Source organism: Streptomyces sp. ADMS (assembly GCF_033441795.1).
Classification (GTDB): domain Bacteria; phylum Actinomycetota; class Actinomycetes; order Streptomycetales; family Streptomycetaceae; genus Streptomyces.
In genome coordinates this window covers 1-13,115 of sequence record NZ_JAVFVX010000029.1, presented here as the reverse complement: position 1 = coordinate 13,115, position 13,115 = coordinate 1, and the positions used below count along the sequence as shown (strand labels likewise).

Here is a 13,115-nt window from a genome sequence, read left to right as displayed (position 1 = left end):
TATCTCCGAGAGCACCTCACCCCCCAGAGCCAAGGACCGTTGCTTTGAACACACGGATCAGCCGTCGCGGCATGCTGAAGTACACCGGTGCGACAGCGGGCGCCGTCGCCATCGGGACGACTCTCACCGCCCCGCAGGCCACGGCGGCCGGCGCGAGTCTCGTACACCCGGGCATGCTGCACACCCGGACGGATCTGGACCGGATGGCGAAGAAGGTGAAGGCCGGGGCCGCGCCCTACACCGCGGGCTTCGCGCGGCTGACCGCCAACCGGCATGCGCAGAGCGGCTGGACGGCCAACCCGCAGGCCACGGTCTACCGTGGCTCCGGCTCGCCGCAGAACTACGCGATCCTCTACAACGACATCCACGCGGCCTACCAGAACGCCCTGCGGTGGCATGTCACCGGTGAGAGCGTGTACGGAGACACCGCCGTCACGATCCTGAACGCCTGGTCGGCGAAGCTGACCGAGCTGGCGGGCTCGGCCGACCGGTTCCTCGCCGCGGGCCTGTACGGCTACCAGTTCGCCAACGCGGCCGAACTCGTCCGCGACCACGCGGACTTCGACCTCGCCCGCTTCCAGAGGATGATGCTGGACGTCTTTCATCCGCTCAGCGAGGACTTCCTGGCGAACCACAACGGCGCCGTCATCACCAACTACTGGGCCAACTGGGACCTCACGGCCATCGCCTGCGTCCTGGCCATCGGCATCCTCTGCGACGACCGCGCCAGGATCGACCGTGCCGTCGAGTACTTCAAGCACGGCGCCGGTATGGGATCGGTCAAGAACGCCATCCCGGTCGTGTACGACGACCAGGGGCTCGGCGAATGGGTCGAGGCGGGCCGCGACCAGGGCCACGCGCTGCTCGGCGTCGGCCTGATGGGAACGGTCTGCGAGATGGCCTGGAACCAGGGCATCGACCTGTACGGCTACGACGACAGCCGCTTCCTCAAGGGCGCCCAGTACGTCGCCAAGTGGAGCATGGGCGGCGAGGTTCCCTACACGGCGAACACCCGCAGGAAGGGCGCCGTCAACGGGTGGTCGGGCAGCGAGAGCGCGACCGCCGCGGCCGGCGTGGACCCGGCGATGACCCGCCCGATCTGGGCCATGATCGCCAACCACTACACCGGACGCCGTGGCCTGTCCGCGACCTACCTGACCCGTATCGCCGCCCAGGCGTCCCCCGAGGGCGGCGGCGGCGACTACGGCCCCAACAGCGGTGGATACGACCAACTGGGCTTCGGGACACTGGCGTTCACCCGAGACAGGGAGAGCGTGAGTGCGACTCCGAGCCCCGGTCCGAGCGCGAGTCCGAGTGGGAGCGCGAGCTTCAGCGGGGCGAGTGCGTCGCCTCCGGCCGGCGCGACTCCCCAGGGTGGCAAGGGCGACGATCTCGCCGCGACCGGTACGACGGACGTCGTCGCCTGGACCGCCGCGACCGGGATCACCGCTCTCGCGGGCGGACTTCTGCTGCTGCGGCGCCGGGGGCGGTCCGGTGGGTCCACTCGGTGAGGGCGCCGCAGGCCGCACTCCGGTGGGTCAGCCGAGGCGGGGCAGTTCGATGGCCGGGCAGCGGTCCATGACCATGTCGAGCCCGGCGGCGCGGGTGCGGTCGTACGCGGCTTCGTCGATGACGCCGAGCTGGAACCAGACGGCCTTCGCGCCGACGGCGGCTGCCTCGTCGGCGACCGGACCGGCGAGGGCGCTGTTCACGAACACGTCGACCACATCGACGTCGAAGGGGATGTCGGCCAGCGAGGCGTAGCCCTGCTCGCCGTGGACCGTCTCGGCCTTCGGGTGGACGGGGACGATCCGCTTGCCGTGGCGCTGGAGGACCTCGGCCACGCGGTGCGCGGCTCGCTGGTCGTTCCCCGACAGGCCCACGATCGCCCAGGTGTCGCCGAGCTCGGTGAGGATCTTGCGGATCGTCGCTGGGTCGCCGTGCACGCCCGGCCTCCTTGGGATGTGTCCTGAGGATTCGTACAGCCGCTGTCGTGTGCGACAACAGCGGCCGGCCTGCGCTGATTCCCCGTTGTTGCCGCCGGGGTGGTTTCCCGCTCACGGATGGCCGACGTCTTCGCGGACCTGGCCGCCGATCGGGCCGAACACCTCAAGGTGCTCCTCACTCCGAAGAAACTGTGACATGTATTTCGACCTGCCGGAGGAGACCCGCGATCTCCAGGACATGGTCTGTGAGTTCGGGGCGAAGAAGATCGCCCCGAACGCCGCGGAGTGGTCCGGGGCCGAGACGCAGAAGCAGCGCTGGCCGGCCCCGCTGGCCAGGGGTGAGGCCTTCGGGGCCTTCGGCCCGACCGAGCCCGGCGCCGGTTCCGACGCGGCCGGCATCAGCACCACGGCCCGCCGGGCGGACGGCGGCTGGCTGATCAACGGCACCAAGATGTTCATCACCAGAGCGGGCACCGGCATCAGTCAGGGCGTCACCCTGCTGACAGACCGGCACGAACGAGGACGGGCGGAAACGGTTCGTCATCTTCTACGTCCCGACCGGGACCGCGGTCACAGCTGCGGCTCCTGGAGATCGGCGAGGGCATGAACGAGATCCAATGTGACGTCGTCGCGCGGGCGTTGCTGCAGCCGGCGTGAGACGCGAAGGGGCCCGCGGCGGGTGCCGCGGGCCCCTGTGCCGGCCGGTTCAGCTCGCCAGGGCGGCGGGCTGCCATACGGCCTCGGGGTCGAGCGGCAGGTCGGGCCGGTCGCGCTTGAACGCCGCGGCCTCCTCCTCCACGTCCGGGAGGGCGGCGCCGGGTGCGCCGAACCCCCGCAACAGGGTGTCGCAGTACTCGCTGGACAGGTACGAGGCGTCCCAGCGGCCGTCCGGCTTCACCCACTGGTAGGTGTGGTTGTGCAGATTCAGGAACTGCAGGGTGGCCAGGTGCGGTTCGACCGCACGGAAGGTGCCCTGCTCCACGGCCTCCGTGAGCAGTCCCCGGACCAGTTGCTCGAACTCCGCGCGCTGGCCGAGGAGCGTGTCGAGATAGTCGCCGGTGAGGCTGCGGTAGTCGTGCTCGTAGACCCAGATGTGGTCGAGTCTGCGGAAGATGATCGTCAGCAGCGACTCCGACAACAGGCGCAGCCGCACCAGTGGGTCCGCGTCGAGGCCCGCGATCTGCCGGGCGCGGGAGAGCAGCGGTTCCATCACCCGCGACTGGATCTCGATCAGCAGGTTCTCCTTGGACCCGATGTAGTAGTACAGGGCGCCCTTGGCGAGGCCGACCGCACGGCCCAGTTCGTTGATCGAGGTCGCCTCGTAGCCGTGACGGGCGAACAGCGTGGCCGCGGTGTCGATGATCTTCTGACGCCTGACCTCGTAGTCCGGCCCGTGGCCCGGTGGTCGTGGCATGTGGTTCTCTCCCCGCCTGCTGTGTCGACATTTCGACGTGCCGATGAGACATGACCCTCGGGCCCGCGTCCGGACGGCCTGTGGCACATCCGGGGGAAAGTGGGTCCGGGGCCTTGTTCTATTGTGCTTGACCAGTTTACTAGACCAGGCGGTACATTAAAAGATGGACTCCGGCGGCGCGGCCTTGTACTGCCCGCGCGAGCATTGCGAGGACGTGCATGACGACCGACGCGCCCCAGCAGGCCAACACGTTGCGGGCCGCCTGGCCGTACTTCGTGGAGCAGGGGTACGGAAGGGTCGTACTGACCACCTCCAGCGGTATGTTCGGGCTCGACAACAACCTGTCGTACGCGGCGGCGAAGGCGGGAGGGCGCGGACTCTCCTGCCGTGCAGGACCGGCTGGGCCCGGTCTCCCGATGAGCGACGCGCTTCGTCGCACTCGCCGGGAGACCGGGCCCCGTCGTGTTGTGCGGTCGCGCTGTGGACGAGGCGGTGGGGGCACGCCGTCCCCCACGCGTTTCCGCGGTTCCGGCCCTGACCGGGCGGAGTTCACTGTCGCGCGCATGGGCACCGGGTCGCCGGGCGGGGCGTACGGTTCGCCGGGCGGGGCGCGGCAGTTCGTCCGCGAGGGGCCGGACGGCGCAGGCACACCCGGACGTCACCGGGCCCGTCGCCACCGTACGAGTCGCAGGGCACCGATCACGACGTGCCGAGCCGTGGGGTCGGACGGCGGCCTGGCCGCCGACTGGGCCTCGTCGAGGCGCTTGCTCCTGGGGATCAGGGAGACGGGCAGCGTGCCCACGGCGCAGCCGCGGACGACGAGCCCGAGCCCGTTGGCGAAGCCGGTGTCGAGGGAGAACTGCGCGCCGCGCATGATCGCCCCGTGCTGTGCCATCGCGACGGAGGCCAGCTGGGACACGCTGATCTGCGCGACGCCCTGGCCGAGGGTCTGGGCGCTGTTGGCCAGCGACTGCTCCTCGGGCGTGAGTACCTTGATGATCATGGTAGGCGCGATGGCCATGACCATGCCTGTGCCGAGTCCCGCGATGAGGCCCATCCCCACGATCTGGGGAGCGCTGTGGTGCAGTTGGATGCCGATGCCGATGCCGATGCCGATGCCGATGCCGATGCCGTAGCCGAGGGCGGTGAGCGCGGAGCCGGCGCCCGGAAGAAGCCGTGTGTCCACCCGGCGGGCGAGGAAGCCGGTACCGACGGCCGCAACGATGATCATGGCGCTGATGGGGCTGGTGACGATGGCGTTGTGGGTGCCGGACCAGCCGAGGCCTTCGGAGACGTTGGGAATGTTCGGCATCAGTATGGAACCGCCGATCCGGCGGAGCGTTACGCTCGGCACCGTGCTCCGCATCTTCGACGCCCGAACCGGCGAGTCCGCCGCAGCAGCCCCGGCCCGCCGGGCCCTGACCCGCGTTGAGGCGCATGCTCAGGGCTGCGACGCCACCGCCCTGCGCGTCCTCCTCGTCGCCGATGTCCTCGTCCGCGCCCTGGAGGTCGGTGGAACCCCCGCGTGGCCCGTGCTGGCCAGCGAGGAACGGGTGGCCGAGCTCCGGGCCTGCGCCGCGACTCTGGGTATCCGTCCCTTCGAGGACCGGCGGGACGTCGGACCGGAACTCGCCGGGGCCCGGCTGATCCAGGTGGCGAGCCGGGGTGACCGGACAACGGGCGGTATCCGGCTAGACGTCGCCCCGGTCGACTCCGCCGACTCCGTGGGCGCCCCCGGGGACATCGACCCCGCCACCCTCCGCCTCGCCCTGCTCACCCACCCCCGCTCCGAGCCCGTCCACCTGACCCCGGCCGCCCTGGCCGACGCGGGCGGCACGCTCGCGCGCTGGCGCCGGTCGGTCGCCTTCTGGGCCGGGCAGCCGTCCCGACCGGTGCCCGACTCCGTACGCCACGACCTGCGCGGCGCCTGGGAGGACGACCTGAACGTGCCCGCCGTACTGGGTGTCCTGCGCCGCGTCGAGACCCTCGACGGACTGCCGGACGGAGCCCGTTTCGAGACGTACGCCTACGCCGACCGGATCCTCGGCCTCGAACTCACCCGCGACATCGGGACCTTGGCATGACCGCCCGCCAGGGCATGGCCCCGCCGCGCCGTCTGGTCGTCCTGCGGCACGCCAAGTCGGCCTGGCCGATGGGCGTCGACGACCACGACCGCCCCCTCGGGCCGCGTGGCCTGCGCGACGCTCCCGCCGCCGGACGCGCGCTCGCGGACGCCGACTGTCTGCCGGACCTCGCCCTGTGCTCGACCGCCGAACGCACCCGCCGTACCTGGGAGTTGGCGGCGGCGGAGTGGGATACCCCGCCGCCGGTGCGGCACGATCCGAGGCTGTACGGCGCCGACGTACCGGAGTTGCTGGCCGTCGTGCACGAAGTCCCGTCCGAGACGCGCACGTTGCTGGTGGTCGGGCACAATCCCGGCCTGGAGGAACTGGTGCTGGAGCTGGCCGGGGACGCGCTCGACGACGCGCTGGACAACGTACAAGTGAAGTTCCCGACCTCGGCGATCGCCGTCCTCGCCTGGCACGGCGACAGCTGGCACGACCTCACCCCCGGCACGGCCCTGCTGACGGGCATGATCGTGGCGCGCGGGAACAGGACTAACTGATCCGACCTGGCTAGCCCACGTGCATCCGTGGGCGGCGGTCCGGGTCCGGTTCCGCGCGGCGGAGTACCTCGCGGGTGACCGGGGCGACCTCGCCGTGGCCGAAGACGCCCGTAAAGTGGCCGGATGCCGGACGAGTACCGCACAGTGGCCCACGCGGGCGTGCACGAGACCGAGGTCAGCCGTTCCCGCTTCCTGTGCGCCCTCGCCCCGGCGGCCACCGAGCAGGAGGCCCAGGAGTTCGTCGCCGCTGTCCGCAAGGAGCACGCCGACGCCACCCACAACTGCTACGCGTACGTCATCGGCGCCGATGCCTCCGTACAGAAGGCGAGCGACGACGGCGAACCGGGTGGCACCGCCGGCGTCCCCATGCTCCAGATGCTGCTGCGCCGCGACATGCGGTACGTCGTCGCCGTCGTCACCCGCTACTACGGCGGCGTGAAACTGGGCGCGGGCGGCCTGATCAGGGCGTACGGGGGAGCGGTCGGCGAAGCCCTCGACACGCTCGGCACCCGCACCCGCCGCCGCTTCCGGCTGGCTACGGTGACCGTGGACCACCGGCGGGCCGGCAAGGTTCAGAACGACCTGCGGTCCACCGGACGCGAGGTTCGTGACGTGCGGTACGGGGAGGCCGTCACGATCGAGATCGGGTTGCCGGACGCCGATGTGGAGGCGTTCAGGGCGTGGTTGGCGGACGTGACGGCGGGAACGGCCGGGTTCGCACTCGGCGGCGAGGCGTACGGGGACGCGTGAGCGGCACGATCGCCCCGGGGTCCGCACATCGGGCCGACACGGGAGTGACCACCCGTACTGTCGGACCCGGCTGCTGGTTTCGGGGGGTGCGGGACAGGACGATCAGGGAGGGCATCGTCAGGGCGACGACGAGTAGTTGGGTCAGCTCGATGCCCAGGTTGAAGCCCAGCAACGTGGTCAAGAGCGAGCCGAGGCCGAGCCGAGGTCGCCGATCAGGGAGGCGAACGCCAGGCCGTGCACGAGACCGAAACCGGCTGCGATGAGTACCTCGCCGCGGGCCACCTGGGGCGCAGGGCATGGACCGCGGACACCGCGGTCGAGAGACGATCAGGGTCTCGACCGGACGGGTCGGCAGGCTGATCACCCCGGTGGCCGCCGGCGCCAGGGTGAGCGAGTGGCCGATGGCTAGGGCTGTGACGGCATGGACGACGCGGACCATGCTGCGGCGCGGTGAGGGGGCCGCGCGCGATCGACCACCCGCGGCCACCAGGGGGCCAGCATGAGCAGGAACAGCAGGTGGTTGGCGCCCTCGCCCACGTGCTCGATGCCCAGGGCGGCGGTGGTGGCGAAGCCCCGTAGCCATCAGCCCTCGCCCGCGGGGACTTCGAGGCTCTGGGTGTCGAAGCAGAGGACCCCGAGGGTCTCGGCGTCGTCGGTCTTCCGGATGCCGCGGTCGAAGTCGTAGCGGACGGTGGCGACGACCTTGTGGGTCAGCAGTGCCGCGACGATGACGTCGTAGCGCGGACGGAAGTTGGTGACCCGCCCGTCGGGCGGGCGGAGTCCGAGGGGATAGACGAGGTGCGCCACTCCGTCGGTCGTGCGGACCGACCCGGTGTCGAGCGTGACGGTCCAGGGCCGGTCGTCCTCGCCGGCGGCCGCGATGTGCTCGGCCGTGTAGCACTTGAGGAACGCGCGGTCGGCGCCGAGGACGCCCCGGGTGAGGTCCCTGTCCACGGCGACGGCCAGGCGGTCGACGGGCAGCTGCACCTCCCCCTCGCCCCGGTCGTCGCGGACGTCGAGGAGGACGGCGGAAGTGCTCATCGGATGGGCGCCGGCCGGCGACGCGAGGCCGCCGACCAGCACGAGTGCCGCGAGCAGGAACACCGGCACCAGACGCGCCGCCGGCGTGCGTGCGAGCAGGAGACGGGACAATGTGAAAATCCCTGACTCCGGTCAGTTCCAGCCGTAGTCGGCACCATGGGCATCTCCGGCACTCGGACGGCCGGGGGCCGCGCGAACGCCGGAAGACCGCGCAGTTCTGGGCGGTGGCGGGGAGGAAACCGGAACGGGCGAACCCCTCCGGCCGCGGATGTCGGCGAGGGGGAAGATCTCTCGTGTTGTTCGGGCCGTCGGACGTGTCGGGAGTCCGTGTGCGGCTGCGAGCTGCTGCGCCGGAAGGAACCTGTTCGACCTGCCGGATGCTGTTCGAAACCTATTGACGTTGATCATGTCTCAATTCACACTCGCCAACGCGATGTCCTGCGGGCGGGAACGTCAGCACCTCGGCCGAGGCCTCGCGCACCCTTCCTCCGGCATGTCTTCTTCAGGGGATGTGAACCCATGTACAGCGTGAGACCTCAGGGTCGCCGAAGATTCCGGCAGAGCGCTCTGGCCGCCGTGGCCGCCGCCGTCTCGCTCCTAGTGGGCGTCGTCGGCCCGGCGGCACCCGCCCAGGCGGCCGAGATCACCGACGGCCTGGCCCTCTGGTACAAACTCGACGCCACCTCGGGCACCGTGGCGGCGGACGCCTCGGGCAATGGCCGAAACGGCACCGTCAGCGGCACCGCGAGCTGGTCGGGTGCCGGGGAAGGGCTCACGTTCGACGGGTCGAGCACCTCCATCAAGGTGCCGGACAACATCATGAGCGGCATGAACTCGATCACCGTCTCGATGGACGTGCAGATCGACGCCGCCCAGGCCACGCCGTACTTCCTCTACGGCTTCGGCAACACCTCCAACGGCAACGGCAACGGGTACCTGTTCACCACCGGCAACTCGTTCCGGACCGCCATCGCCTCCGGGAGCTCGTCCACAGAGCAGAACACCGGGGCCTCCGGCGCGCTGCAGCGCTCGGTCTGGAAGCACGTCACGTACACCCAGACCGGCAACACGGGCGTCCTCTACCGGGACGGCGTGGAGGTGGCCCGCAACACGTCGGTCACCACCACCCCCGGTTCCATCGGGTCCGGCACGACCACGGCCAACTACATCGGCAAGTCCCTCTACACCAGTGACAAGCTCTTCAAGGGCAAGATCCGCGACTTCCGGGTCTACAACCGCGCGCTGGCGCCCAGCGAGGTCCTCGACCTCAGCGGGAACACCACGGGCATCGCCACGGCCACCCACTCCGCGCTGAAGATCGACGCCATCATCGACGACGCCAACAGCAAGGTCACCCTCCCGCTGACCGAGGGCACTGACGTCACCGCGCTCGCCCCGCAGTTCGCCCTCGCCGGCGGCGCGTCCATCAGCCCGGCCTCCGCCACCCCACGCGACTTCACCGCGCCCGTGACGTACGAGGTGACCGGCCCGGGCGGCGAGAAGCGCACCTGGACGGTCGAGGCGCTCATCATGAGGAGCCCGGTCCTGCCGGGGCTCAACGCCGACCCGAACATCATCAGGTTCGGCGACACCTACTACATCTACCCGACCACCGACGGCTTCGCGGGCTGGAGCGGTACGAAGTTCAAGGCGTACTCCTCCAAGGACCTGGTCCACTGGCAGGACCACGGCGTCATCCTCGACCTCGGACCGGACATCAGCTGGGCCGACAGCAGAGCCTGGGCCCCGGCGATCGAGGCGAAGAACGGCAAGTACTACTTCTACTTCTGCGCCGAGGCGAACATCGGTGTCGCGGTCTCCGACTCGCCCACCGGCCCGTTCACGGACGCCCTGGGCAAGCCGCTGCTGAAGTCCGGTGACTACACGGGCCAGATGATCGACCCGGCGGTCTTCACCGACGACGACGGTAGGTCATACCTCTACTGGGGCAACGGCCGCGCCTACGTGGTCCCCCTGAACGACGACATGGTCTCCTTCGACGCCTCCAAGGTCACCGACATCACCCCCAGCGGCTACAGGGAGGGCGCCTTCGTCGTCAAGCGCAACGGCACCTACTACTTCACCTGGTCGGAGAACGACACCCGGGACGAGAACTACCGCGTCGCCTACGCCACCGGCGCCTCGCCCGCCGGTCCCTGGACCAAGCGGGGCGTGATCCTGGAGAAGCGCCTCGACCTGGGCATCAAGGGACCCGGCCACCACTCCGTGGTGCAGGTGCCGGGCACCGACGACTGGTACGTCGTCTACCACCGCTTCGCCATCCCCGGCGGCGACGGCACCCACCGCGAAACCACCATCGACAAGATGGAGTTCGACTCAGACGGCCTGATCAAGAAGGTCGTCCCCACCCTGAGCAGCATCAACCCGGTATCCGGCGGCACCGCCCTGCCGACGAACACCACCCGTTCGCTCCAGTCGGTCAACTTCACCGGCCGCTACGCCGTCGTACGCTCCGACGGCCTCGGCTACCTCGACCCGGTGACTTCCTCCAGCACCACGGCGCTGAAGCAGAGCGCCACCTTCACCGTCATCCCCGGCCTGGCCGACTCCAAGTGCTACTCGTTCCGGGACTCCGCCGGCCGCTACCTGCGCCACCGCGACTTCCGGGTCCGCTTCGACGCGAGCAACGGCACGACACTCTTCAGCAAGGACGCCACCTTCTGCGCCCGTCCGGGTTCGGTCACCGGCTCGGTCGGCCTGGAGTCGTACAACTACCCGGGCCGCTACCTCCGCCACCAGAACTACGAGCTGCGCGTCGACGCCTTCCAGGACAACGCGACCTTCCGCGCCGACAGTTCCTTCAGGGCGGTCAGCCCCTGGGCCTGATCGCATTCCCCGCCCGCCAGGTGACCTGCGCGGCTCTGCCGTGCGGGTCACCGAGGGAGCCGACGACCCGTTGACAGGCTTCACCGCGACGTCCGTGGTCCGCCCTCTCCCCTCGCCCTCCTCCACCTCAGGGAGCCACATCCGCCATGGGCATCTCAAGCCGTAGCTCTTCTTCGGGCACCGCCTGTGCGCCACGTCGACGGCGCTCGCCGTCGTAGGTGGCCACCCGTGGGCATCGACCCCCTGACACCCGATTCCCCGGCCCGCTGACCGGCAGGACGCGAAGTCCCGCGGCACATGGTGCCGCCTCGGAGCGGCGACCGATCTCGACCCCACCTCCCCCACTCTCACCCCAACTGTGGCACCCGCAGAAAGGCAGAAAACGCATATGTCTGTGCTTCACTCCCGGCTGGCGGCGATATTGGTCGCCGTCGCCCTGCTCTTCACAGGTCAAGCCCTGACCACACCGGACCGGGCGGCCGCCGCCGACCCGGGCTACCTGATGACGCACTTCATCGGGGAGGGGTCGACCAACCAGCAGATGTACTTCTCGTACAGTGCGGACGGTCTGAACTGGACCGATCTCAACGGCGGCGGAATGGCCCTGCGTTCCACGGTCGGTACGCGCGGGGTGCGCGACCCCGCACTGGTCCGCTCCCCGGGCGGTGACAAGTACTGGATCATCGCGACCGACCTGTGCATCAACTGCGGTCAGACGTGGTCCAGCTCCCAGAGCAACGGCAGCCGCAACCTCGTGATCTGGGAGTCGACGGACCTGGTCACCTGGTCGGCGCCGTGGCTGCTCAACGTCGCCGGCGCGATCCCCGACGGGCGCAACGCCTGGGCGCCCGAGGCGATCTGGAACCCGGACACCAACGACTACGTCCTGTACTGGGCGACGAACGCGACCCTCGACGGCGTGCTGAAGCACCGTATCTACTACGCCCGCACCACGGACTTCCGTACCACCACCACCCCGCAGCTCTACATCGACCGCCCCGGCACGCAGGGCATCATCGACACCCAGATCGTCGAGGCCCCGTCCGGAGTGGGCGACTACCGCTACGTGCGCGCCTCCGGCGACGGCCAGATCACGATCGAGGGCAGCAACTCGATCCTGGGCACCTGGACCAGCCTCGGCAACCTCTCCGGCATCGGCCTGACCGGTTCCGATGTCGAGGGTCCGATGTGGATGAAGTTCAGAGACCGCAACGAGTGGACCCTCTACCTCGACCAGTACGCCACGGGCCGCGGCTACATGCCGGTCACGACGACCAACCCGTCCGACCCCGGCACCTACCAGCGCCCGGTCTCGGGCACCTACTCCCTGGGTGGCACCAAGAAGCGCCACGGCTCGATCCTGAACCTGACGGCCGCCGAGGAGACCCGCGTGCTCGCCCGCTGGGCGAACACCACGGCCCAGCGGCTGCAGTCGTACAACTTCCAGGACCGGTACGTGCGGCACGCCGGATTCGACGTGCGCATCGACCAGAACGTCACCAGCCAGGACGCCCAGTTCCGGCTGCGGCCCGGCCTGGCCGGGTCCGGCACCGTCTCCTTCGAGTCGGTGAACTACCCCGGGTACTTCCTGCGGCACGCCGGATTCGATTTCCAGCTGGTCTACAACGACGGCACCGCCCAGTTCGCCGCGGACGCCACGTTCCGTCAGGTGGCCGGGCTCGCCGACTCGACATGGTCCTCGTTCCAGTCGTACAACTACCCCGACCGGTACATCCGCCACTACGCGTACGAACTGAAGCTCGACCGGATCACCACCACGACGGGGCGCAGTGACGCCACCTTCAAGGTGACGAGCTGACCTGACCGGGATGCCGGCGCCCTCAGGCGACTTCCCACCCGCCGCCCGCACACCAGCGGGGCAGGCACCGGCACCCCACGCCCACGACCGTCCTGTGCAGCGGCCCACCCTTCCGGAGACCGGGGGGTGGGCCGCTGCACGGCTCTATGTCGTCGTGGATGCCGGTGACCACACGGACCGGCCCGGTCGGCTTGAGCGTCCCGATGCGCTGAGCGTCGAGGACGGCCTGGGCGCGGGGTTCGGCGGCGATGACGTCGGCGATGGGTTTGCCCGAAACACCTCCTGGACCCCGCGACGTGGCCGGGCCTTCGCCCGGTCCTCGGGCACTCGTCCGTTGCGCGTACGCCGGTTCAGGGGGTCGGCCTCGTCGAGCGCCGTCCGGTGGCGGATCACCCACAGTGCTCGGCCCGGTGACGGGGCGTTGGTACTGCGCGCTCGTTGAGCCGGGGATCGCGGGCTGCCGGGCTGTCCGCGGTTCCGGCGTCCCCGGCCCCCATACGGTGGTCGGCGGGGCCGGGGACGCCGGTACACGCGTGGAGAGGGGGCCACGACCAGGTGTCGTGGCCCCCTCTCGGGGCCCTGCGGGGAGGCGGGGCCTGTTCTTGTCGGCGTGGCCTGGAGACTCAGCGGGATCCGCCGCTGGTCAGTCCTTGCCGGTGAGCCGCCAGATCT

Annotated in this window: 12 protein-coding genes and 2 pseudogenes; 7 read left to right on the top strand and 7 right to left on the bottom strand. The window is 70.1% G+C overall.

What is annotated here, in order from left to right:
* Positions 1 to 71 precede the first annotated feature (71 nt).
* On the top strand, positions 72 to 1,511 hold the full coding sequence (locus RB628_RS15110) for an alginate lyase family protein (RefSeq protein WP_318320987.1): 1,440 nt from the start codon (positions 72 to 74) through the stop codon (positions 1,509 to 1,511).
* Between the two features lie 27 nt (positions 1,512 to 1,538).
* Here the strand turns inward: RB628_RS15110 and RB628_RS15105 are convergent, their stop codons facing one another.
* A complete protein-coding gene (locus RB628_RS15105) occupies positions 1,539 to 1,946 on the bottom strand; it encodes a CoA-binding protein (protein WP_318320925.1) in 408 nt (135 codons plus the stop codon).
* 196 nt (positions 1,947 to 2,142) lie between these two features.
* On the opposite strand from RB628_RS15105, the gene RB628_RS15100 reads away from it, so the two are divergent.
* Positions 2,143 to 2,553: an acyl-CoA dehydrogenase family protein gene (locus RB628_RS15100; protein WP_318320924.1), complete on the top strand. Its 411-nt coding sequence runs from the start codon at positions 2,143 to 2,145 to the stop codon at positions 2,551 to 2,553.
* Positions 2,554 to 2,652: 99 nt separating this feature from the next.
* Here the strand turns inward: RB628_RS15100 and RB628_RS15095 are convergent, their stop codons facing one another.
* Both RB628_RS15095 and RB628_RS15090 read right to left on the bottom strand, forming a co-directional pair.
* On the bottom strand, positions 2,653 to 3,360 hold the full coding sequence (locus RB628_RS15095) for a TetR/AcrR family transcriptional regulator (protein ID WP_318320923.1): 708 nt from the start codon (positions 3,358 to 3,360) through the stop codon (positions 2,653 to 2,655).
* 658 nt (positions 3,361 to 4,018) lie between these two features.
* Positions 4,019 to 4,672: an MFS transporter gene (locus RB628_RS15090; protein WP_412180656.1), complete on the bottom strand. Its 654-nt coding sequence runs from the start codon at positions 4,670 to 4,672 to the stop codon at positions 4,019 to 4,021.
* A 43-nt stretch (positions 4,673 to 4,715) separates the two neighbouring features.
* Between RB628_RS15090 and RB628_RS15085 the strand changes: the two genes are divergently transcribed.
* The 3 genes from RB628_RS15085 (at position 4,716) to RB628_RS15075 (ending at position 6,736) form a co-directional block, all read left to right on the top strand.
* Positions 4,716 to 5,444 carry a hypothetical protein gene (locus tag RB628_RS15085; protein ID WP_318320921.1) on the top strand — a complete coding sequence of 243 codons (729 nt, stop codon included), beginning with the start codon at positions 4,716 to 4,718 and terminating at the stop codon, positions 5,442 to 5,444.
* Positions 5,441 to 5,986, top strand: coding sequence for a histidine phosphatase family protein (locus RB628_RS15080; protein ID WP_318320920.1), 546 nt, complete (start codon positions 5,441 to 5,443; stop codon positions 5,984 to 5,986). The genes RB628_RS15085 and RB628_RS15080 overlap by 4 nt, the downstream gene beginning before the upstream one ends.
* A 123-nt stretch (positions 5,987 to 6,109) precedes the next feature.
* Positions 6,110 to 6,736, top strand: a complete 627-nt coding sequence (locus RB628_RS15075; RefSeq protein ID WP_318320919.1) for a YigZ family protein — start codon at positions 6,110 to 6,112, stop codon at positions 6,734 to 6,736.
* 177 nt (positions 6,737 to 6,913) lie between these two features.
* Here the strand turns inward: RB628_RS15075 and RB628_RS42615 are convergent, their stop codons facing one another.
* From RB628_RS42615 to RB628_RS15065, 3 genes and pseudogenes are all read right to left on the bottom strand, one after another.
* Positions 6,914 to 6,976: a hypothetical protein gene (locus tag RB628_RS42615; protein WP_412180659.1), complete on the bottom strand. Its 63-nt coding sequence runs from the start codon at positions 6,974 to 6,976 to the stop codon at positions 6,914 to 6,916.
* A gap of 142 nt (positions 6,977 to 7,118) precedes the next feature.
* A pseudogene (locus tag RB628_RS42610) lies at positions 7,119 to 7,175 on the bottom strand (hypothetical protein); the annotation flags it as partial.
* Positions 7,176 to 7,318: 143 nt separating this feature from the next.
* Positions 7,319 to 7,888: a hypothetical protein gene (locus RB628_RS15065; RefSeq protein WP_318320917.1), complete on the bottom strand. Its 570-nt coding sequence runs from the start codon at positions 7,886 to 7,888 to the stop codon at positions 7,319 to 7,321.
* A gap of 465 nt (positions 7,889 to 8,353) precedes the next feature.
* Here RB628_RS15065 and RB628_RS15060 point away from each other — a divergent pair, with 465 nt between their 5' ends.
* Both RB628_RS15060 and RB628_RS15055 read left to right on the top strand, forming a co-directional pair.
* A complete protein-coding gene (locus RB628_RS15060) occupies positions 8,354 to 10,624 on the top strand; it encodes a family 43 glycosylhydrolase (protein ID WP_318320916.1) in 2,271 nt (756 codons plus the stop codon).
* 388 nt (positions 10,625 to 11,012) lie between these two features.
* Complete coding sequence (locus tag RB628_RS15055; RefSeq protein WP_318320915.1) at positions 11,013 to 12,443, top strand: glycoside hydrolase family 43 protein; 1,431 nt, start codon at positions 11,013 to 11,015, stop codon at positions 12,441 to 12,443.
* A 139-nt stretch (positions 12,444 to 12,582) separates the two neighbouring features.
* Here the strand turns inward: RB628_RS15055 and RB628_RS15050 are convergent.
* Positions 12,583 to 12,714 (bottom strand): annotated as a pseudogene (locus tag RB628_RS15050) (triacylglycerol lipase); the annotation flags it as partial.
* Positions 12,715 to 13,115: the final 401 nt, after the last annotated feature.